This is a genomic window from Rhodococcus sp. Z13_19A (genome assembly GCF_058133575.1).
Window position 1 is genome coordinate 354,623 of sequence record NZ_JBYUNN010000004.1, and the last position, 20,708, is coordinate 375,330.

Here is a 20,708-nt window from a genome sequence, read left to right on the forward strand (position 1 = left end):
GCCTCCGCGCCCGCCAGGGCGTTCCGGGCCCTTGTCGCCCCTGGCCGGGCCAGAAGAGGACGACAAGGGCCCGGAACGACCCCACCGAGGGAGCTCAGCTGGCGTCGAACTCCTGCGCCTTGAGCGCGCGCACCACTCCGGCGCGGCCCTCGCTGACCAGGCGGACCAGCGCCGGCGGGTGCTCACCGGCGAGGAACGCGTCGGCAGCCTCCACCGTGGACTGGCGCACCGACCACGCCGGGAACAGGCCCACCACCACGGCCTGCGCCCGCTCGCTGGAGCGGCGGGCCCACACGTCGGCCACCTCGGCGAAGTAGCGACGCACGTACGGCTGCAGCAGCTGCGCCTGCGCCGGGTGGCCGAAGCCGGAGATGATGGCCCGGCCCAGGGTGTGCGAGAGCTCGTCCTGGTGCACGGCCTGGCCCCAGGCGCGCTCCTTGGCCGCCGCCTGCGGCCGCAGCGCCGCCGCCCGCGCCCCCTGCCGCTCGCCGGCCGAGGTCGGGTCGCGCCGCACCTCGGCGTCGATCTGCGGAGTCTCCAGCCCGTCTCCGTCCAGGTCACCGGCCGCGGCCAGTCCCTGCACCAGCGACCAGCGCAGGTCGGTGTCCACCTCCAGCCCGGTCAGCCCGGCACCGTCGACGTCGCCGGCCAGCAGCTGGCGCAGCACGTCGCGGTGGCGCTCGGACAGCACCGACGAGGCCAGCGCCGAGGTGAACACCAGCTGGTGGTCCGAACCCGGAGCGGACCCCTGCGCCAGCTCCAGCAGCCGGTCGGTGAACGCCGGCCAACCCTGCTCGGCCGCCCAGGCGGGGTCGGCATAGTGGGCCAGCGCGCTCTGCGCCTGCAGCAGCAGCCGCTGCACCACCCCGATCTCGGTCTCGCGCTCCACCCCGGAGCTCACCAGCGCCACGAAGTCGCGGGCCTTCAGCTCGGCCTCGCGGGTCATCTCCCACGCCGCCGACCAGCACAGCGTGCGCGGCAGCGGCTCGGCGACGTCGCCGATGCGGTCGATGAGGGTGGTCAGGGAGTCGGCGTCCAGGCGCAGCGCGCAGTAGGTGAGGTCGTCGTCGTTGACCAGCACCAGCTTGCCCCGGTGCACGCCCACCAGCTCCGGCACCTCGGTGCGCTCGCCGGAGACGTCCAGCTCCACCCGGTGGGTGCGCACCAGCGAGCCGTCGGCGGCGTCGTCGTAGATGCCGACGGCCAGCCGGTGCACGCGGCGCTCACCGGCACCGGGGCTGGCCGGGCCCTGCACCACGGCGAAGGAGGTGATCTTCCCGTGCTCGTCGGCAGCGATGTCGGCGCGCAGGGTGTTCAGCCCGGTGGTCTTCAGCCACTGGGCACCCCACTCGGAGAGGTCGCGACCGGAGGCCTCCTCCAGCGCGTGCAGCAGGTCGTCGAAGGTAGCGTTGCCGTAGGCATGCTCGGCGAAGTAGGCACGCAGCCCCGCCAGGAACGGCTCCTGGCCCACGTAGGCCACCAGCTGCTTGAGCACGCTGGCGCCCTTGGCGTAGGTGATGCCGTCGAAGTTGACCTCCACGGCCGCCATGTCCGGGATGTCCGCGGCGATGGGGTGGGTGGAGGGCAGCTGGTCCTGGCGGTAGGCCCAGCTCTTCTCCACGTTGGCGAAGGTGGTCCAGGCGTTGGTGTACTCGGTGTTGGAGGTCTGGGCCAGCACCGAGGCGAAGGTGGCGAAGGACTCGTTGAGCCACAGGTCGTCCCACCAGCGCATGGTCACCAGGTCGCCGAACCACATGTGCGCCATCTCGTGCAGCACCGTCTCGCACCGGCGCTCGTAGGAGGCGGCGGTCACCTTGCTGCGGAAGACGTAGTCCTCCAGGAAGGTGACGCAGCCGGCGTTCTCCATCGCCCCGGCGTTGAACTCTGGGACGAAGCACTGGTCGTACTTGCCGAAGGCGTAGGGCAGGCCGAAGTTCTGGTGGTAGAACTCGAAGCCCTGCTTGGTCTCGGTGAACAGCCGCTCGGCGTCCATGTGCTCGGCCAGGGAGGCGCGGCAGTACAGGCCCAGGGGGATCTCGCCGTGGGCGTCGGCGTAGGTGTCGGTCCACTTGGCGTAGGGGCCGGCGACCAGGGCGGCCAGGTAGGTGCTCATCCGCGGGGTGGTGGCGAACACGTGGCGGCGCGCCCCGCTGGCGACCTGCTCCACCTGCTCGGCGGCGCCGTTGGACAGCACCTCCCAGCTGGCCGGTGCGGTGACCGTCAGGTCGAAGGTGGCCTTGAGGTCGGGCTGGTCGAAGCAGGCGAACATCCGCTTGGCGTCGGCGGTCTCGAACTGGCTGTAGAGGTACACCGCGTCGTCGGTGGGGTCGACGAAGCGGTGCAGACCCTCGCCGGTGTGCGAGTAGACGCAGTCGGCCACCACGGTCAGCTCGTTGTGCTCGGCGAGGGCGGGCAGGGTGATGCCCTTCTCCTCGTCGTAGTCGCTGACGTCCAGCTCGGTGCCGTTGAGCACGGCCCGGTGCACCCGCTCGGCCATGATGTCGACGAAGGTGCTCGCTCCCGGCGTCGCGTCGAAGTGGACGGTGCTGGAGGAGGCGAACGTGCCGGCACCAGGTCCACCGCTGTCGTCGGTGAGGTCCAGCTCGACGCGGTAGCCGAGCACGGTCAGGACGGCAGCGCGCTGTGCAGCCTGCTCGCGGGTGAGGTTGGGAGCGGTCACGGATCAGCACCTTCTTCGTGTGTACGACAGAGCTGTTCCATCCCATCATGACCCCGCTCGCCGGCGCTGCCTGGCCGTGGCGGCTGGCGCCAGCGACGAGCGGAAGCCCACCCTGCGGGAAGGCGCCAGGGCTCACCGTTGTTGCGCGTGGCAGGGTGTGAAGAGCACCACAGACATCAGGAGGTCTCGACGTGAGTGACGGCAGCACGACGGCAGTGGCGGCGCAGGACGCCGACCGCGCGGCACAGCAGGACAGCAAGGACCGGGTGGACTTCTGGTTCGACCCGCTGTGCCCCTGGTGCTGGATCACCTCCCGCTGGATCCTCGAGGTGGAGCAGGTCCGCGACGTCACCGTCCGCTTCCACGTGATGAGCCTCGGCGTGCTCAACGAGGGCAAGGACCTGCCCGAGGAGTACCGCGAGGCGATGGCCAAGGCGTGGGGGCCGGTCCGGGTCGCGATCGCCGCCGCCGCCGACCACGGCGACGAGGTGCTGAGCCCGCTGTACACCGCGATGGGCACCCGCATCCACGACCAGGGCAACAAGGACTTCTCCGTGGTGGTCCCGGAGGCGCTGGCGGAGGTGGGCCTGCCCGCCGAGCTGGCCAAGGCGGCCGAGTCCGACGCCCACGACGACGCGCTGCGCGCCAGCCACCGCGCCGGCGTGGAGCCGGTGGGCGACGACGTGGGCACCCCGATCATCCACATCAACGGGGTGGCCTTCTTCGGCCCCGTGCTCTCCCGCATCCCGCGCGGGGAGGACGCCGGCAAGGTCTGGGACGGCTCGGTGCTGCTGGCCGGCTACCCGCACTTCTTCGAGCTCAAGCGCACCCGGCACGAGGACCCCGAGTTCGACTGACCGCCCGCCCGCACGCCGCCCGCCCACGTCCCACCCCGAGGAGATCCGCCGTGACCACAGCCCCCGCACCCACCACCTCCTGCACCGACCACGTCATCGACGGCGAGCGCCGCGCCGGCTCCGGTGAGCGCATCGAGGTGACCAACCCGGCCACCGGCGAGCTGCTCGCCACGGTCCCGGCCGGCACCGCCACCGACGTCGACGACGCGGTCCGCGCGGCCCGTCGGGTCTTCGCCAGCTGGTCGCAGGTGCCGGTGGCCGAGCGGGCGGCCGTGGTGCGGCGGATCTCCGAGGGCATCGCCGCCCGCAGGGACGAGATCGCGGCCACCATCTCCGCGGAGATGGGCTCGCCCATCGGCTTCGCCACCGCGGTGCAGGCGTCCATGCCCGGGATCAACGCCGGCGTCTTCGCCGACGTCGCGGATTCGTTCCCGTGGTCGGAGGAGATCGGCAACTCGCTGGTGCTGCGCGAGCCGATCGGGGTGGTCGGGGCGATCACCCCGTGGAACTACCCCCTGCACCAGGTGGTCGCCAAGGTGGCGCCCGCGCTGCTGGCGGGCAACACGGTGGTGCTCAAGCCCAGCGAGGTGGCCCCGCTCAGCGCGGGCATCCTGGTCGAGATCGCCGAGCAGGCGGGGCTGCCGGCCGGCGCCCTCAACCTGGTGCACGGCACCGGTGAGGTGGTGGGGGAGGCCATCTCCCGCCACCCCGACATCGACATGGTCTCCTTCACCGGCTCCACCGCCGCGGGCAAGAAGGTGAGCATCGGCGCTGCCGACACCGTCAAGCGGGTGGCGCTGGAGCTGGGCGGGAAGTCGGCCTGCGTGGTGCTGCCCGACGCCGACTTCGCCGTCGCTGCCCAGCGTGGGCTGGGCAACGGCTGGATCAACGGGGGCCAGACCTGCACCGCCTGGACCCGCATGCTGGTGCCCGCCGAGCGCCAGCAGGAGATGCTGGACCTGCTGCGCGAGGCCGCGGCGGCCTACAAGGTGGGCGACCCGTCCGACCCCGCCACCCGCATCGGCCCGATGTCCTCGGCGGCGCAGCAGGAGAAGGTCCGCTCCTACCTGGACGTCGGGGTGGCCGAGGGGGCGACCGTCGCCTACGGCGGCCCGCAGGCGGGCGCGGACCTGCCCACCGACGGCGCCTACGTGCAGCCCACGATCTTCGCCGACGTCCGCCCGGACATGCGCATCGCCCAGGAGGAGATCTTCGGCCCGGTGCTGTCGGTGATGCCCTACCAGGACCTGGACGAGGCGGCGGAGATCGCCAACTCCACCGTGTACGGCCTGGCCGGTGCGGTGTTCGCCGGCGACACCGAGTCCGGGGTGGAGTTCGCCAAGCGGATGCGCACCGGGCAGGTCGACGTCAACGGCGGGTCGTTCAACCTGCTGGCCCCGTTCGGCGGCTACGGCCAGTCGGGCAACGGCCGCGAGCTGGGCCGCTTTGGCCTGGAGGAGTTCTGCGAGGTCAAGTCCATCCAGCGCTGACGCTCACCCAGGCACGACGCGCGTGCCACAACCTGGGACACTGGGACCATGCGCGTCTACCTGGGTGCCGACCATGCCGGCTTCGAGCTCAAAGCACAGATCGTCCAGCACTTGCAGGAGGCGGGACACGACCCGGTCGACGTGGGTGCGCACACCTACGACGCCGTGGACGACTACCCGGCCTTCTGCATCGCCGCCGCCCAGCGGGTGGTGGACGACCCGGGCAGCCTCGGGCTGGTGCTCGGCGGGTCGGGCAACGGTGAGCAGATCGCCGCGAACAAGGTGCCCGGCTGCCGTGCGGCGCTGGCGTGGAGCGTGGAGACCGCGCAGCTGGCCCGCCAGCACAACAACGCGCAGGTGATCGGCATCGGCGGTCGGATGCACAGCCTGGAGGAGGCGCTGGCCATCGTGGACGCGTTCCTGCAGACGCCGTTCTCCGGTGACGAGCGGCACCAGCGTCGCATCGACATCCTGGCCGAGTACGAGCGCACCGGCACACCGCCGGCACTGCCCGAGGCCTGAGCACCGGCCCACCTGAACAGCGAAGACAGAGCGGCCCCGGACACCTGCAACGGTGTCCGGGGCCGCTCTCGTAGCCGGGTGCTCGTCAGCTGATGACGAGGCTCTCGTGGAAGCTCTGCACTGCCTGCTCCCAGCCGGGGGCGAGGGTCTGGGTGCTCTGCGAGACCAGGTCCACCAGGAAGAGGCCCTCGTCGTTGTTGACGGCCACCGAGGTGACGGTCACCAGCAGCGGCGAGCCCACCTGCGGGCTGGTCCACTGGCCGGTGATGCGCTGGCCGGGGCTGCCGCTCACGGTGAGGGGCTTGGTGCCGGTCTCCACGTAGCCGGCCAGCTGGGTGCTCAGGGTCTTCTTGTCCAGGGCCAGCGCCTCCTCCTTGGAGCCGGCCTTGCCGGTGATGTTGCTGATCACGATGGTGGTGTTCGGGGTGAAGTCGTTGGCCCGGGCGTCGTTGACGAGGAAGGCGCCGATCAGGTCCGGGCTCTCGGAGATCTTCTCGGTGGACTGGGTCCAGCCGGCCGGCGGAGTCACCGTCAGCTTGGGGGCGCGGGGGTCCGGGCTGGTCAGCGTCACCGAGCCGGGCGCGGGAGTGGGCGCGGCCGACGTGGTGGTCGACGTGGGCGCGCTGGAGGTCGATGAGGACGCGGTGCTGCTGGAGGCGGCGGCGGAGGTGGTGGCGGCCGGGTCGGCCTGGGCGGCGCCAGACTCCTCGGAGCTGCAGCCGGCGGCGAGCGCGATGCCCACCGTCGCCAGCGCCAGCGCGGTCTTCATTCGGGTGGACATGGTTCACCTTTCGTCACGACGCGCCCGGATCAGGCGCACCCGCCGACAATACGGCGGTGGCTCAGCGGCGCTGCGACCGAGAGGTGTTGTGCCACAGGCTGCCCGCCGCGGCGGGCGCGGGAGAGGTGGTCGCTCGTGGGTGCTCGACTGGCACCGTGGAGCGGGCGACGGGAATCGAACCCGCGTAATCAGTTTGGAAGACTGAGGCTCTACCATTGAGCTACGCCCGCGTGCACCCGCGCCTGCCAGTGGCCCTTCAGCTACCGGCTCTTCGTGTGCGGTGTCAGATGCTACCTAACGGCCCAGTAGGATCGTCACGACGGGGTGTGGCGCAGCTTGGTAGCGCATCCGCTTTGGGAGCGGAGGGTCGCAGGTTCAAATCCTGTCACCCCGACCAGGTTCATCCTGGGTCAATTTGCCGAACTCACGTATTACCTGAGGAGCATGTCTGTGAAGAGCACCGTCGAGCAGCTGAGCCCTACAAGGGTGCGCATCAACGTCGAGGTGCCCTTCGAGGAGCTCAAACCCGACTTTGACGCCGCGTACAAGACCCTCGCCCAGCAGATCCGCCTGCCCGGGTTCCGTCCCGGCAAGGCTCCCGCGCGCCTGCTGGAGGCCCGTGTCGGCCGAGGCGCCGTGCTGGAGCAGGTCATCAACGCCGCCCTGCCGAACAAGTACTCCGAGGCGATCACCAACGCCGACATCCGGCCGCTGGGTCAGCCCGAGATCGAGGTGACCAAGCTGGAGGACGGCCAGGAGGTCGCCTTCACCGCGGAGGTCGACGTCCGCCCGGACATCACCATCCCCGCCTTCGGCGAGCTCTCCGTCACCGTCGACCCCATCGAGATCACCGACGAGGAGGTCGACGAGCAGCTGCACTCGCTGCGGGCCCGCTTCGGCACCCTCACCGGCGTCGAGCGTCCCGTCCAGGACGGCGACTTCGTCAGCATCGACCTGTCGGCCACCGTGGACGGTGAGGACGTCCCCGAGGCCTCCACCACCGGCATGTCCTACGAGGTCGGCTCCGGCGAGCTCATCGACGGCATCGACGAGGCGCTGATCGGCAAGTCCGCCGGCGAGAGCGCGGACTTCACCACCGCCCTGCTGGCGGGGGAGTTCGCCGGCCGGGACGCGGTGGTCACTGCGGTGATCAACAACGTCAAGGAGCGCGAGCTGCCTGAGGCCGACGACGAGTTCGCCCAGATGGCCAGCGAGTTCGACACCATGGACGAGCTGCTCGCCGACCTGCGCGAGCGCCTCACCCGGGTGAAGAAGGTCGAGCAGGCCACCGCCGCTCGCGACAAGGTGCTCGAGGCGCTGCTGGAGGTCACCGAGATCCCGGTGCCCGAGGCAGTCGTGGAGGCCGAGGTGGAGTCCCGCCTGCACGACGCGGTGCACCCCTTCGACCACGACGAGGACAAGCTGGCCGCCGCGCTGGTGGCGCAGGGCAGCAGCCGCGAGGAGTTCGACGCGGAGTCGCGCAAGGAGGCCGAGGAGTCGGTCAAGACCCAGCTGCTGCTGGACGCCATCGCGGAGGCCGAGGGCACCACGGTGGGCAACGAGGAGCTGACCGAGCGCATCGTCTACCAGGCGCAGCGCTTCGGGGTCAGCCCCGAGGAGTACATCCAGCAGGCGCAGCAGGCCAACCAGCTCGGCGCGATCTTCGCCGACGTCCGCCGCGGCAAGGCGCTGGCCGGGGTCGTGGCCCAGGCCACCGTCACCGACACCGCGGGCAACGCCATCGACCTCGACGAGCTGCTCGGCCGCAAGGCTGAGGACGCCGACGCTGAGGGCACCGACGCTGCGGACACCGACGCTGAGGCGGGCACCGAGGACGCCGCTGCGGAGGCCGTGACCGACGAGGCCGACGCCGAGAAGTCTGACGCCGACAAGTAAGAACGACTGACGCTCACAGCGAACACGGGCGGTACCGGGACTCCGGTGCCGCCCGTGTTCGTTAGGGTCAGAGACAAGCTCAACACACACCGGAAGGCAGGCCCGCTCGTGACGCCGCAGAACCCGACGCCGCAGAACCCTCAGATGGCAGGAACCACAGGACTGAACCTCAGCGACTCGGTATTCGAGCGTCTGCTGCAGGAGCGCATCATCTTCCTGGGCACCCAGGTCGACGACGAGATCGCCAACCGCGTCTGCGCCCAGATCCTGCTGCTCTCGGCGGAGGACCCCACCCGCGACATCTCCCTGTACATCAACTCTCCCGGCGGCTCGGTGACCGCGGGCATGGCGATGTTCGACACCATGCAGTTCGCCGAGTGCGACGTCGCCACCTACGGCATGGGCCTGGCCGCCTCGATGGGCCAGTTCCTGCTCGCCGCCGGCACCAAGGGCAAGCGCTTCGTCCTGCCGCACGCGCGGATCATGATGCACCAGCCCTCGGCCGGCATCGGCGGCTCCGCCACCGACATCGCCATCCAGGCCGAGCAGTTCGAGCACACCAAGCGTGAGATGAACGAGCTGCAGGCCCAGTTCACCGGGCAGACCGTGGAGCAGATCGAGAAGGACTCCGACCGGGACCGCTGGTTCACTGCCCAGGAGGCACTGGAGTACGGGTTCGTCGACCACGTCATCAGCCGGGCCGCGCAGGTCGGCGGAACCGGCAGCGCGTAGCCGGTCCGACCTCACCCCCAGTCCCGGCTGACCCGAACCTGATGGAGACACGATGACCAGCTTCCCGAACGGCATGCAGATGCCGAGCTCCCGCTACGTGCTGCCCTCGTTCGTCGAGCGGACCAGCTACGGCATGAAGGAGTCCAACCCCTACAACAAGCTCTTCGAGGAGCGCATCATCTTCCTCGGGGTGCAGGTGGACGACGCCTCGGCCAACGACATCATGGCGCAGCTGCTGTGCCTGGAGTCCGACGACCCCGACCGCGACATCACCATCTACATCAACTCACCCGGTGGCTCGTTCACCTCGCTGATGGCGATCTACGACACCATGCAGTACGTGCGGGCCGACATCCAGACCGTCTGCCTGGGCCAGGCCGCCTCGGCCGCTGCGGTGCTGCTCGCCGCGGGCACCCCTGGCAAGCGCCTGGCGCTGCCCAACGCCCGGGTGCTCATCCACCAGCCGGCCACCGAGGGTGTCTACGGCCAGGTCTCCGACCTCGCCATCCAGGCCGCGGAGATCCAGCGCATGCGGCGCCTGCTGGAGAGCACCCTGGCCAAGCACACCGGCCGCGAGGCTGACCAGGTGCGCACGGACATCGAGCGCGACAAGATCCTCACCGCCGAGGAGGCCAAGGCCTACGGCATCATCGACCAGGTGCTGCCGTACCGGAAGCTGTCGGCCCAGTCCTGACCAGCTCGGCGTGCCTGTCCGACACGCCGCTCGAGCCAGCCTGCGCTCGAGCGGCGAACCGGACAGGCACGCTGTAGCCCGGCGCGGCACCCGGCGGCACACACCGAGACCGCGCTCGGCGTTCACCGGCGAGCTCGTCGGGATCCACGGGTAACGTCATCAGGAACGGGCAGCGACGACGCCGGTACCGGCGGAGCAGCGGAAGTCCTGTCCCGCAGCGGTTACGGGCTCGGGCCGGGCACGCGTTGGTTTCGAAGTCGTTGAGCTCGAAGGCGTCATCCGCACACGGAAGTAGAGGGCGACAGGTATGGCACGCATCGGAGACGGTGGAGATCTGCTGAAGTGCTCCTTCTGTGGGAAGAGCCAGAAGCAGGTCAAGAAGCTGATCGCTGGTCCGGGCGTGTACATCTGCGACGAGTGCATCGACCTGTGCAACGAGATCATCGAGGAAGAGCTCGCCGAGACCGGTGAGGTCAAGCTCGAGGAGCTGCCCAAGCCCAACGAGATCCGCGACTTCCTGGAGAAGTACGTCATCGGCCAGGACAAGGCCAAGCGGACGCTGGCGGTGGCGGTCTACAACCACTACAAGCGCATCCAGGCCGGGGACAAGCTGCGCGACCCGCGCGAGGAGTCCATCGAGCTGGCCAAGTCCAACATCCTGCTGCTGGGGCCCACCGGCTGTGGCAAGACCTACCTGGCGCAGACGTTGGCCAAGATGCTCAACGTCCCCTTCGCCATCGCCGACGCCACCGCGCTCACCGAGGCGGGCTACGTGGGCGAGGACGTGGAGAACATCCTCCTCAAGCTCATCCAGGCCGCCGACTACGACGTCAAGCGCGCCGAGACGGGCATCATCTACATCGACGAGGTCGACAAGATCGCCCGCAAGAGCGAGAACCCCTCGATCACCAGGGACGTCTCCGGCGAGGGAGTGCAGCAGGCGCTGCTGAAGATCCTGGAGGGCACCCAGGCCAGCGTGCCGCCGCAGGGGGGCCGCAAGCACCCGCACCAGGAGTTCATCCAGATCGACACCACCAACGTGCTGTTCATCGTGGCCGGCGCCTTCGCCGGGCTCGACCGGATCGTGTCCGACCGAGTGGGCAAGCGTGGCCTGGGCTTCGGCGCCGAGGTGCACTCCAGGATCGAGACCGACACCGTGGACCGCTTCGCCGACGTGATGCCCGAGGACCTGATCAAGTTCGGGCTCATCCCGGAGTTCATCGGTCGGCTGCCCGTGCTGGCCAGCGTCACCAACCTGGACAAGCAGTCGCTGGTGACCATCCTGCGCGAGCCCAAGAACGCGATGGTCAAGCAGTACAAGCGGCTCTTCGAGATGGACAACGTGGAGCTGGAGTTCGAGGAGGAGGCCCTGGAGGCCATCGCCGACCAGGCCATCCTCCGCGGCACCGGGGCCCGTGGGCTGCGCGCCATCATGGAGGAGGTGCTGCTGCCGATCATGTTCGACATCCCCAGCCGCGACGACGTGGCCAAGGTGGTCATCACCGAGGACGTGGTCCGCAACAACGTGCTTCCCACCATCGTGCCGCGCAAGCCGACCCGGGCCGAGCGCCGCGACAAGTCCGCCTGATCCGCTGCACTGACCGCCAGGTCCGGCCCCCACCACCACGGGGACGGGCCTGGCGGCGTGTTCAGGCCGTGCTGTGCTCCGGCACCACCACGCGGGCCTTCGCAGCGTCGGTGTAGACGTTCATGCTCGTCCCGCGCAGGAAGCCGATCACCGTCATGCCCGTCTCGGCGGCCAGCTCCACCGCCAGCGACGACGGCGCGGAGACTGCGGCCAGCACGGGGATGCCGGCCATCACCGCCTTCTGCACCAGCTCGAAGGACGCGCGCCCGCTGACCATCAGCACGCAGCCGCTCAGCGGCACCCGGCCAGACTGCACCGCCCAGCCGATCACCTTGTCCACCGCGTTGTGCCGGCCCACGTCCTCGCGCACGGCCAGCAGCTCACCGTCGGCGGTGAACAACCCGGCCGCGTGCAGCCCCCCGGTGGTGTCGAAGACCTTCTGCGCGGCGCGGAGCTGGTCCGGCAGGGTGGCCAGCACGGAGGTGCTGACCGACACCGGGTCGGCGGCGGGGGAGTAGCGGCTCTTCAGCCGCACCGCGTCCAGGGACGCCTTGCCGCACACCCCGCACGAGGAGGTGGTGTAGAAGTTGCGCTCCACGCCGGCCTCGGGCGGGGCCACGCCGGGCGCCAGCTCCACGTCGATCACGTTGTAGGTGTTGCGGCCCTCGTCGTCCACGCCGTTGCAGTAGCGGGCGATGCTGACGTCCTCCCGGTCGCCGATGACGCCCTCGGTGAGCAGGAAGCCGTGCACCAGCTCGATGTCGCTGCCCGGGGTGCGCATGGTGACGGCCAGGGCCCGGCCGCCCACGCGCAGCTCCATCGGTTCCTCGACGGCGAGGGTGTCCGGCCGGCGGAGCTCCCCGTCAGCGGTGATGCGGCGAACCGGTCGTCGGGTGGTGACGCGACCCATGGTGGGGCTCCAGTCAGGTGGTTGCTTCGGGGTGCCCAGCCTCGGGGTGCCCGGCTTCGCGCAGCGCCGCCCGCAGCTTGTCGGCGGCGGCGTCCAGGCTCTCCGGGCTGGGGTCAGGGTCGGCGTTGGCGAAGTTGACCTGGGACAGCTGGTGGTAGGGCACCAGGTGGATGTGGGTGTGCGGTACCTCCTCACCCACCACCAGGACGGCGACCTTGGACGGGGAGAACGCCTGCTGCTGGGCCTGCCCGACCTTCTGGCTGACGTCCCAGAGATGGGCGGCGACGTCGGCGGGCAGGTCGATCCAGTGGTCGACCTCCACCCGCGGCACCACCAGCACATGACCCGGAGCGAGCGGGTTGATGGTCAGGAAGACCCCGCACACGTCGTCACGCCAGACGAAGCGACCGGGCAGCTCCCCGTTGAGGATGCGGGTGAAGAGGGTGGCCATCCACCGAGCCTAGACACCCCCGCGGTCGACCGGCGCGCGGACGGATCAGCCGACCGGCTCGAGTCGCACCACCACGGCCTTGGAGACCGGGGTGTTGGACTTCTTCGCCACGTCGTGGACCGGGTAGAGCACGTTGGTCTCCGGGTAGTAGCCCGCGGCGTTGCCCTTCGGGGTGTCGTAGGAGACCACCCGGTAGCCCTCCGCGCGGCGTTCCTGCAGCACCCCGTCCTTGCCGGTGTACTCGGAGATGATGTTCACCACCGCACCGTCGGTGAGGCCGAGCTCGGTGATGTCCTGTGGGTTGACCATCACCACCTTGCGGGCGTTGTCGATGCCCCGGTAGCGGTCGTCCAGCCCGTAGATGGTGCTGTTGAACTGGTCGTGGCTGCGCAGCGACTGCAGGACGAGGCGGCCCGGCGGGACCTTGACCCACTCCAGCTCGTTGGTGACGAAGTTGGCCTTGCCGTTGTCGGTGTCGGTGAAGTCCTGACCGTCCCGCGGCGGGTTGGGCAGCATGAAGCCGTCGGGCTGGCGCACCCGCTGGTTGTAGTCCTCGCAGCCGCCCACCACCCGGGCGATGGAGTCGCGGATGGTGTCGTAGTTCTTCATGAACGCCCGCCACGGCACCGGGTGGTCGGTGCCCAGGGTGGCCAGGGCCAGGCGCCCCATGATGACGATCTCGCTGAGCAGGTCCTCGCTCACCGGCTTCAGGTTCCCGCGGGACAGGTGCACCATGGACATGGAGTCCTCCACCGACACCTTCTGCTTGCGCCCGTTCTGGATGTCGCGGTCGGTGCGGCTCAGGCAGGGCAGGATCAGGGCGGTGCGCCCGTGGGCCAGGTGGCTGCGGTTGAGCTTGGTGGAGATCTGCACCGTCAGGGAGCACTGGCGCAGGCCCTCCTCGGTGTAGTCGGTGTCGGAGGTGGCCGAGGCGAAGTTGCCGCCCAGGCTGATGAACACCTTGGCCTTGCCCTCCTTCATCGCGTGCATCGCGCCGACCGTGTCCACCCCGTGCGGGCGGGGGCAGGTGATGCCGAACTCGGTGTCCAGCGCTGCCAGGAACCCCTCGGGCATCTGCTCCCAGATGCCCATCGTGCGGTCGCCCTGCACGTTGGAGTGGCCGCGGACGGGGCACAGGCCGGCACCGGGCTTGCCGATCATGCCGCGCATGAGCATGAGGTTGGTGCCCTCCTGGATGGTGGCCACGCCGGCCCGGTGCTGGGTCAGCCCCATGGCCCAGCACAGCACCGTGCGCTGGGAGCTCGCCATCAGGGCGGCGACCTTCTCGATGTCGGCCAGCGTGAGGCCGGTGGCCTCCTCGACGATGCCCAGGTCGAGGTCGCGGGCGGCCTTCGCCCACTCCTCGAAGCCGGCTGACTTGGTGTCGATGAAGGTGCGGTCGACGACGCTGCCGGGGTTGTCCTCCTCGGCCTGCAGCAGCATCTTGGCCAGGGCGCGGAAGAGCACCATGTCGCCGCCGAGCTTGATCTGCAGGTACTCGTCGGCCAGCTTGGTGCCGTTGCCCAGCACCCCGCTGACCGACTGCGGGTCGTGGAAGCGGCGCAGCCCCGCCTCCAGCAGCGGGTTGATGGCCACGATCTTGGCGCCGTTGTGCTTGGCCTCCTCCAGGAAGCTGAGCATGCGCGGGTGGTTGGTGCCGGGGTTCTGCCCGGCGATGATGATGAGGTCGGCCTCCTGGACGTCCAGGATGGTGACGGTGCCCTTGCCGATGCCGATGGACTCGGTGAGCGCGTGGCCCGAGGATTCGTGGCACATGTTGGAGCAGTCCGGCAGGTTGTTGGTGCCGAAGCTGCGGGCCAGCAGCTGGAAGACGAAGGCGGACTCGTTGCTGGCCCGGCCGGAGGTGTAGAACAGCGCCTCGTCCGGGCTGGCCAACCCGTTGAGCTCGTCGGCAACCAGGGCGATGGCGTCGTCCCAGGTGATCGGCTCGTAGTGCGTTCCGCCCGGACGCACCACCATCGGGTGGGTGAGCCGGCCCTGCAGGTTGAGCCAGTAGCTGCTCTTGCTGTTCAGCTCGTCGATGGAGTGCTGGGCGAAGAACTCCGGCGTGACGGTGCGGGTGGTGGCGTCGTCGGCCACCGCCTTGGCGCCGTTCTCGCAGAACTCGAAGGTCTTGCGGCCGTCGGCAGGCTCCGGCCACGCACAGCTGGGACAGTCGAAGCCGTTGCGCTGGTTGATTCGCAGCCAGGTGCGGGCGGTGCGGTCCGCGCCCATCAGCTTGAGTCCGCGCTGGGCGGCGACAAGGACGGCGGGCACGCCCGCGGCCGACTTCTCCGGCTTGGTGACCTTGAGGCTGCTCTCGTCGATGTCGGGCCGCCTGACCTTGCCGCGGTACCGCTTGTGCCCACCGGTGCTGTCGATCTCGATCTCGTGCGCCATGGCCCCATAGTGCGCCACGTGAGTCCCCCGCGACACACGAGGCTTAGCCTGCGCTGGTGGGTGTGTGCGGAGTGGTGCTGGCCGGGGGGAGGTCTCGCCGGATGGGCTCGCCCAAGGCTGCCCTGGAGTGGGACGGCGCCACCCTGCTGCAGCGCACCGTGGACGTGCTCGGCCACCACGGTGCCCGGGTGCTGGTGGTCGCCGCCCCCGGGCAGCTGCTCACGGTGACCGGCGCGGAGGTGCTGCACGACGCGGTGGCCGACCAGGGTCCGCTGCAGGGCCTGGCCACCGGCCTGGCCCGGGCGGGGGAGCTGGGCGCGGACACCGCCTTCGTCTGCGCCACCGACATGCCGCTGCTGCACCCCGCGCTGGTGGCCGCCGTGCTCGCCGCCCGCGGTCCGGAGGCGGAGCCGCGCCCGGACGTGGTGATGCCGGTGGACGCCGACCACGAGCACCCGCTGGCGGCGGCCTACGCCACCGCGCTGGCCGGGCCGGCCGCGGAGCTGCTGGCGGCGGGGGAGCGGCGGGTGCGGGCGCTGGGTGCGCGCTGCCGGGTGCGCCGCATCACCCGTGCCGAGCTGCTGGCCGACCCCGCGCTGGCCGCCGCCGACCCGGAGCTGGACTCGCTGCTGAACGTGAACACCCCGGCCGAGCTGGCCGCCGCGCGGCAGCGGCACCGGCCCGGTGATCGGCGCTGCTGACGTTTCCTAGACTTGCCGGGTGACCCCGCCCGAGAACACCCCTGCACCTGCCCAGCTCCCCGACAAGTGGGAGCCGGCCGAGGTAGAGGACGCGCTGTACCAGCGCTGGGTGGACGCCGGGTACTTCACCGCCGACGCGACCAGCGACAAGCCGCCGTTCTCCATCGTCCTGCCCCCGCCCAACGTCACCGGCAGCCTGCACATGGGCCACGCCATGGAGCACGCGGTGATGGACGCCCTCACCCGCCGCAAGCGGATGCAGGGCTACGAGGTGCTGTGGCTGCCGGGCATGGACCACGCCGGCATCGCCACCCAGACCGTGGTGGAGAAGCAGCTCACCGCGCAGGGCACCAGCCGGCACGAGCTGGGGCGGGAGGCCTTCCTGGAGAAGGTCTGGGAGTGGAAGCACACCTCCGGCGGCAGCATCGGCGCCCAGATGCGACGCCTGGGTGACGGCGTGGACTGGTCCCGCGAGCGGTTCACCATGGACGAGGGCCTGTCCCGCGCCGTGCAGACCATCTTCAAGCGGCTCTTCGACGACGGCCTGATCTACCGCGCGGAGCGGCTGGTCAACTGGTCGCCCAAGCTGCAGAGCGCCATCAGCGACATCGAGGTCAGCTACTCCGACGTGGAGGGCGAGCTGGTCTCGCTGCGCTACGGCTCGCTGCGCGACGACGAGCCGCACGTCGTCGTGGCCACCACCCGGGTGGAGACCATGCTCGGTGACACCGCGGTGGCCGTGCACCCCGACGACGAGCGCTACGCCGCGCTGATCGGCACCACCCTGGAGCACCCCTTCACCGGGCGACGGATCCCGGTGATCGCCGACTCCTACGTGGACCCGGAGTTCGGCACCGGCGCGGTGAAGATCACCCCGGCGCACGACCCCAACGACTTCGAGATGGGCAAGCGGCACGACCTGCCGATGCCCTCGATCATGGACGAGTCCGGGCGCATCACCGGCACCGGAACCCAGTTCGACGGGATGGACCGCTTCGAGGCGCGCGTGGCCGTGCGCGAGGCGCTGGCCGAGCAGGGCCGGGTGGTGGCCGAGAAGCGCCCCTACGTGCACAGCGTCGGGCACAGCGAGCGCACCGGGGAGCCCATCGAGCCGCGGCTGAGCCTGCAGTGGTTCGTGGCGGTGGACAAGCTGGCCAAGTCCGCCGGCGACGCCGTGCGCGACGGCCGCACCACCATCCACCCGGAGAGCCTGGAGCCGCGCTGGTTCGCCTGGGTGGACCACATGCACGACTGGTGCATCTCCCGCCAGCTGTGGTGGGGCCACCGCATCCCAATCTTCTACGGCCCCAACGGCGAGGTGGTCTGCGTCGGTCCCGACGAGGACGCGCCCACCGGCGAGGGCTGGACCCAGGACCCGGACGTGCTGGACACCTGGTTCTCCTCGGGCCTGTGGCCGTTCTCCACCATGGGCTGGCCGGAGCAGACCGACGAGCTGGCGAAGTTCTACCCCACCAGCGTGCTGGTCACCGGCTACGACATCCTCTTCTTCTGGGTCGCCCGGATGATGATGTTCGGCCTCTACGCCGCCGAGGGCGACGGGCGCGCCGCCGCCGACTCGGTGCCCTTCCACGACGTCTTCCTGCACGGGCTGCTGCGCGACGCCGAGGGCAAGAAGATGTCCAAGAGCCGCGGCAACGGCATCGACCCGCTGGACTGGGTGGACCGCTACGGCGCCGACGCGCTGCGCTTCACCCTCACCCGCGGAGCCAACCCCGGCGCCGACCTGTCCGTGGGTGACGAGCACGCCGAGGCCTCCCGCCGCTTCGCCACCAAGCTGTTCAACGCCACCAAGCTGGCGCTGATGAACCAGGCCACCGTGGGTGCGCTGCCGGCGCGGGAGGCGCTGACCGACCCCGACCGCTGGATCCTGGACCGCCTGGACGCGGTGGTCACCGAGGTGGACGGCTACTTCGACCGCTTCGAGTTCGGCCGCGCCTGCGAGACCCTGTTCCACTTCGCCTGGGACGAGGTGTGCGACTGGTACCTGGAGCTGGCCAAGGCCCAGCTGGCTGACGAGGCCACCGCGGCCGGCACCCGGGCGGTGCTGGGCCACGTCCTGGACGTGCTGCTGCGCCTGCTGCACCCGGTGATGCCCTTCGTCACCGAGACGCTGTGGACCGTGCTCACCGGCGGGGAGTCCCTGGTCGTCGCGGCGTGGCCCACCGCCACCGGTGTGGTGCCCGACGATGCTGCCGCCCAGCGGGTCGCCGACGCGCAGAAGCTGATCACCGAGGTGCGCCGCTTCCGGGCCGACCAGGGCGTGGCGCCCTCGCGCCGGGTTGCCGCCCGCATCTCCGGCCTGGACACCGCCGACCTCACCGGGCTGTCCGGGCAGGTCACCTCCCTGGCCCGGCTCACCGAGCCCGACGCTGGCTTCGCCGCCACCGCATCCATCGAGGTGCGCCTGCACGCGGCGACCGTGGTGGTGGAGCTGGACACCTCCGGCACCGTGGACGTCGCCGCCGAGCGTCGCCGGCTGGAGAAGGACCTGGCGGTGAACGAGAAGGAGCTCGCCGGCACCACGGCCAAGCTGGCGAACGAGTCCTTCACCAGCAAGGCCCCGCCGCAGGTGGTCGAGAAGATCAAGGCTCGCCAGGCCACCGCCCAGGCCGAGGTGGAGCGCATCAACGCCCGCCTCAGCGCGCTGGCGGCACAGTGAGCACCTCGGAGGGGGCGCGTCCCGGTCGCGACGAGCTCGCCGCGCTGGCCGCGGTGGAGGCGCGGCTCAACGAGCGCTGGCCGGAGACCAAGATCGAGCCGTCGCTGACCCGCATCAACGCGCTGCTGGACATCCTCGGCTCCCCGCAGCTGAGCTATCCGGCCGTGCACGTCGCCGGAACCAACGGCAAGTCCTCGGTCACCCGCATGGTGGACGCGCTGTTCACCCGGCTGCAGCTGCGCACGGGGCGCTACACCAGTCCGCACCTGCAGCTGGCCACCGAGCGGATCAGCGTGGACAACGAGCCGGTCAGCCCGGAGCGCTACGTGAGCACCTTCGCCGACGTCGAGCCCTTCGTGGCCATGGTGGACGAGCGCTCCACCGCCGCCGGCGGGCCGGCGATGAGCAAGTTCGAGGTGCTCACCGCGATGGGGTTTTCCGCCTTCGCCGACGCCCCGGTGGACGTCGCCGTGGTCGAGGTGGGCCTGGGCGGCACCTGGGACTCCACCAACGTGCTCAACACGCAGGTCGCGGTGATCACCCCGATCGCCATGGACCACAGCGAGTACCTGGGCACCGACCTCAGCGAGATCGCCGAGAACAAGGCCGGGATCATCAAGCCCGGCTGCACCGTGATCATGGCCGAGCAGCAGCCGGAGGTGCAGGAGGTGATCCTGCGCCGCTGCGTGCAGGTCGACGTCGCCGTCGCCAGGGAGGGCTCGGAGTTCGCCGTGCTCGGCCGGCAGGTGGCCGTCGGCGGGCAGCAGCTGCAGCTGCAGGGCCTGGGCGGGGTGTACGACGAGATCTTCCTGCCGCTGCACGGAGCCCACCAGGCGCGCAACGCGGTGCTCGCGCTGGCCGCGGTGGAGGCGTTCTTCGGCGCCGGCCCGCAGCGCCAGCTGGACGTGGAGGCGGTGCGCGAGGCGTTCGCGACCGTCACCGTGCCCGGCCGGCTGGAGCGGGTGCGCAGCGCGCCCACGGTGTTCATCGACGCCGCGCACAACCCGCACGGGGCCCAGGCGCTGGCCGCGGCGCTCACGGAGGAGTTCGACTTCCGCAAGCTCGTCGGGGTGGTGTCGGTGCTGGAGGACAAGGACGTGGCCGGGCTGCTGGCCGCGCTGGAGCCGGTGCTCGACGAGATCGTGGTGACGCAGAACAGCTCGCCGCGGGCGATGGACGTGGAGCAGCTGGCCGAGTTCGCCGTGGCCCGCTTCGGCGACGAGCGGGTGGTGGTGGCCGACGACATGGCCGGCGCGCTGGAGCAGGCGATCGCCATGGCCGAGGACGTGGCCGAGCCGGGGGAGTCGGTGTCCGGCGCCGGCGTGGTGGTCACCGGATCGGTCGTCACCGCGGGTGAGGCGCGCACGCTGCTCGGCAAGGAGCCGGCGTGAGCGTCCCCGAGCCGGTCCGGGCCCCCGCCACCGACCCGTGGAAGGGCCTGCGCGGAGTGATGGCCGGGACGCTGGTCCTGGAGGCCATCGTGGTGCTGCTGGTGCTGCCGGTGGTGGCCAAGCTCGGCGGCGGGGTGTCGTGGCTGTCCGGCGGGTACGTGGTGGCGCTGGCGGTGGTGATGATCGTGGCCAGCGGGATGCAGCGGCGACCGTGGGCGGTGCCGGTGGACGTGGCGCTGCAGGTGGCGATGATCGCGGGCTGGGCGGTGCACCCCTCGCTGGGGATCATGGGGCTGGTGTTCGCCGCGGTGTGGGCCTACATCCTGTACCTGCGTCGCGACGTGCAGCAACGCATCGCCACGGGCCGGCTGCCCAGCCAGCAGGGCTGAGCGTGCCGGTCGTCGGCAGGGCGTCGATTACCCTGAGCGCGACCGTTACCACCCCCGTCCACCCGCGTCCGGCGTGGCTGCACGGGCCCAGCTGAGGAGAGCACCCCGTGAGCGAGCGCACCCTGGTCCTGATCAAGCCCGACGGCGTAGCCCGCGGGCTCACCGGCGAGGTGCTGGCCCGCATCGAGCGCAAGGGGCTGACCCTGGCGGCGCTGAAGATGGTGCCGGTGGCCCGTGACCTGGCCGCGGCGCACTACGCCGAGCACGAGGGCAAGGGCTTCTACGAGTCGCTGCTGGAGTTCATCACCTCCGGGCCCGTGGTGGCCGCGGTGGTGGAGGGCCCCCGGGCGATCCCGGCGTTCCGCCAGCTGGCCGGTGGCACCGACCCGGTGGAGAAGGCCGCGCCCGGGTCGATCCGCGGCGACCTGGCGCTGGAGACGCAGTCGAACATCGTGCACGGGTCAGACTCCCCGGAGAGCGCCGCGCGGGAGATCGCGCTCTGGTTCCCCGAGCTCTAGGGGCGTCTGCAAGTACCACCATCCGCGC

The 20,708-nt window shown here is 70.6% G+C and carries 17 protein-coding genes and 2 tRNA genes; 13 read left to right on the forward strand and 6 right to left on the reverse strand.

Features of this window, described 5'->3' with window-relative positions:
• Positions 1-94: 94 nt before the first annotated feature.
• A complete protein-coding gene (gene pepN, locus AC3YNX_RS16650; protein WP_127783503.1) occupies positions 95-2,680 on the reverse strand; it encodes an aminopeptidase N in 2,586 nt (861 codons plus the stop codon).
• A 215-nt stretch (positions 2,681-2,895) separates the two neighbouring features.
• Between pepN and AC3YNX_RS16655 the strand changes: the two genes are divergently transcribed.
• Genes AC3YNX_RS16655 through AC3YNX_RS16665 form a run of 3 tightly spaced genes read left to right on the forward strand, consistent with a single transcriptional unit; the run spans position 2,896 to position 5,549 of the window.
• Positions 2,896-3,537: a DsbA family oxidoreductase gene (locus tag AC3YNX_RS16655; RefSeq protein ID WP_489983444.1), complete on the forward strand. Its 642-nt coding sequence runs from the start codon at positions 2,896-2,898 to the stop codon at positions 3,535-3,537.
• A 50-nt stretch (positions 3,538-3,587) separates the two neighbouring features.
• Complete coding sequence (locus AC3YNX_RS16660) at positions 3,588-5,027, forward strand: aldehyde dehydrogenase family protein (RefSeq protein ID WP_489996190.1); 1,440 nt, start codon at positions 3,588-3,590, stop codon at positions 5,025-5,027.
• Between the two features lie 48 nt (positions 5,028-5,075).
• Entirely contained in the window at positions 5,076-5,549 is a 474-nt protein-coding gene (locus AC3YNX_RS16665) for a ribose-5-phosphate isomerase (protein WP_127783502.1), read from the forward strand.
• An 85-nt stretch (positions 5,550-5,634) separates the two neighbouring features.
• On the opposite strand, the gene AC3YNX_RS16670 is transcribed toward AC3YNX_RS16665, so the two are convergent.
• Positions 5,635-6,330 carry an LpqN/LpqT family lipoprotein gene (locus tag AC3YNX_RS16670; RefSeq protein WP_127783501.1) on the reverse strand — a complete coding sequence of 232 codons (696 nt, stop codon included), beginning with the start codon at positions 6,328-6,330 and terminating at the stop codon, positions 5,635-5,637.
• Positions 6,331-6,486: 156 nt separating this feature from the next.
• Positions 6,487-6,560: transfer RNA gene (locus AC3YNX_RS16675), tRNA-Gly, on the reverse strand.
• Between the two features lie 90 nt (positions 6,561-6,650).
• On the opposite strand from AC3YNX_RS16675, the gene AC3YNX_RS16680 reads away from it, so the two are divergent.
• From AC3YNX_RS16680 to clpX, 5 genes are all read left to right on the forward strand, one after another.
• Positions 6,651-6,727 (forward strand) — tRNA-Pro (locus AC3YNX_RS16680).
• Positions 6,728-6,780: 53 nt separating this feature from the next.
• A complete protein-coding gene (tig, locus tag AC3YNX_RS16685) occupies positions 6,781-8,226 on the forward strand; it encodes a trigger factor (protein ID WP_489996191.1) in 1,446 nt (481 codons plus the stop codon).
• Between the two features lie 144 nt (positions 8,227-8,370).
• Complete coding sequence (locus AC3YNX_RS16690) at positions 8,371-8,958, forward strand: ATP-dependent Clp protease proteolytic subunit (protein WP_127783499.1); 588 nt, start codon at positions 8,371-8,373, stop codon at positions 8,956-8,958.
• 52 nt (positions 8,959-9,010) lie between these two features.
• On the forward strand, positions 9,011-9,652 hold the full coding sequence (locus tag AC3YNX_RS16695) for an ATP-dependent Clp protease proteolytic subunit (protein ID WP_127783498.1): 642 nt from the start codon (positions 9,011-9,013) through the stop codon (positions 9,650-9,652).
• Between the two features lie 307 nt (positions 9,653-9,959).
• The gene (clpX, locus tag AC3YNX_RS16700) at positions 9,960-11,240 is read left to right on the forward strand and encodes an ATP-dependent Clp protease ATP-binding subunit ClpX (RefSeq protein WP_489996192.1); all 1,281 of its coding nucleotides are present in this window, start codon (positions 9,960-9,962) and stop codon (positions 11,238-11,240) included.
• A gap of 61 nt (positions 11,241-11,301) precedes the next feature.
• On the opposite strand, the gene fdhD is transcribed toward clpX, so the two are convergent.
• The 3 genes from fdhD to AC3YNX_RS16715 are packed head-to-tail and all read right to left on the reverse strand — an operon-like array spanning position 11,302 to position 15,001.
• Positions 11,302-12,150, reverse strand: coding sequence for a formate dehydrogenase accessory sulfurtransferase FdhD (gene fdhD / locus AC3YNX_RS16705; RefSeq protein WP_489996193.1), 849 nt, complete (start codon positions 12,148-12,150; stop codon positions 11,302-11,304).
• A gap of 13 nt (positions 12,151-12,163) precedes the next feature.
• On the reverse strand, positions 12,164-12,601 hold the full coding sequence (locus AC3YNX_RS16710) for an HIT family protein (protein ID WP_489996194.1): 438 nt from the start codon (positions 12,599-12,601) through the stop codon (positions 12,164-12,166).
• Between the two features lie 45 nt (positions 12,602-12,646).
• On the reverse strand, positions 12,647-15,001 hold the full coding sequence (locus AC3YNX_RS16715; protein WP_489996195.1) for an FdhF/YdeP family oxidoreductase: 2,355 nt from the start codon (positions 14,999-15,001) through the stop codon (positions 12,647-12,649).
• Between the two features lie 56 nt (positions 15,002-15,057).
• Here AC3YNX_RS16715 and mobA point away from each other — a divergent pair, with 56 nt between their 5' ends.
• The 5 genes from mobA (at position 15,058) to ndk (ending at position 20,680) form a co-directional block, all read left to right on the forward strand.
• Entirely contained in the window at positions 15,058-15,702 is a 645-nt protein-coding gene (mobA, locus tag AC3YNX_RS16720) for a molybdenum cofactor guanylyltransferase (protein WP_489996196.1), read from the forward strand.
• A 19-nt stretch (positions 15,703-15,721) separates the two neighbouring features.
• The gene (locus AC3YNX_RS16725) at positions 15,722-18,382 is read left to right on the forward strand and encodes a valine--tRNA ligase (protein ID WP_489996197.1); all 2,661 of its coding nucleotides are present in this window, start codon (positions 15,722-15,724) and stop codon (positions 18,380-18,382) included.
• The gene (gene folC, locus AC3YNX_RS16730) at positions 18,379-19,773 is read left to right on the forward strand and encodes a bifunctional tetrahydrofolate synthase/dihydrofolate synthase (protein ID WP_127783492.1); all 1,395 of its coding nucleotides are present in this window, start codon (positions 18,379-18,381) and stop codon (positions 19,771-19,773) included. The genes AC3YNX_RS16725 and folC overlap by 4 nt, the downstream gene beginning before the upstream one ends.
• 59 nt (positions 19,774-19,832) lie before the next feature.
• The gene (locus AC3YNX_RS16735; RefSeq protein WP_127784841.1) at positions 19,833-20,162 is read left to right on the forward strand and encodes a DUF4233 domain-containing protein; all 330 of its coding nucleotides are present in this window, start codon (positions 19,833-19,835) and stop codon (positions 20,160-20,162) included.
• 107 nt (positions 20,163-20,269) lie between these two features.
• Positions 20,270-20,680 (forward strand): nucleoside-diphosphate kinase, encoded by a 411-nt coding sequence (gene ndk, locus AC3YNX_RS16740; RefSeq protein WP_127783491.1) that lies wholly within the window; start codon positions 20,270-20,272, stop codon positions 20,678-20,680.
• Positions 20,681-20,708: the final 28 nt, after the last annotated feature.

Coding starts and splice junctions, on each gene's coding strand:
- AC3YNX_RS16665 (WP_127783502.1), top strand. CDS start 5,076: ATGCGCGTCTACCTGGGTGCCGACCATGCCGGCTTCGAGCTCAAAGCA.
- AC3YNX_RS16670 (WP_127783501.1), bottom strand. CDS start 6,330: ATGTCCACCCGAATGAAGACCGCGCTGGCGCTGGCGACGGTGGGCATC.
- AC3YNX_RS16690 (WP_127783499.1), top strand. CDS start 8,371: ATGGCAGGAACCACAGGACTGAACCTCAGCGACTCGGTATTCGAGCGT.
- AC3YNX_RS16695 (WP_127783498.1), top strand. CDS start 9,011: ATGACCAGCTTCCCGAACGGCATGCAGATGCCGAGCTCCCGCTACGTG.
- clpX (WP_489996192.1), top strand. CDS start 9,960: ATGGCACGCATCGGAGACGGTGGAGATCTGCTGAAGTGCTCCTTCTGT.
- fdhD (WP_489996193.1), bottom strand. CDS start 12,150: ATGGGTCGCGTCACCACCCGACGACCGGTTCGCCGCATCACCGCTGAC.
- AC3YNX_RS16710 (WP_489996194.1), bottom strand. CDS start 12,601: ATGGCCACCCTCTTCACCCGCATCCTCAACGGGGAGCTGCCCGGTCGC.
- AC3YNX_RS16715 (WP_489996195.1), bottom strand. CDS start 15,001: ATGGCGCACGAGATCGAGATCGACAGCACCGGTGGGCACAAGCGGTAC.
- AC3YNX_RS16735 (WP_127784841.1), top strand. CDS start 19,833: ATGGCCGGGACGCTGGTCCTGGAGGCCATCGTGGTGCTGCTGGTGCTG.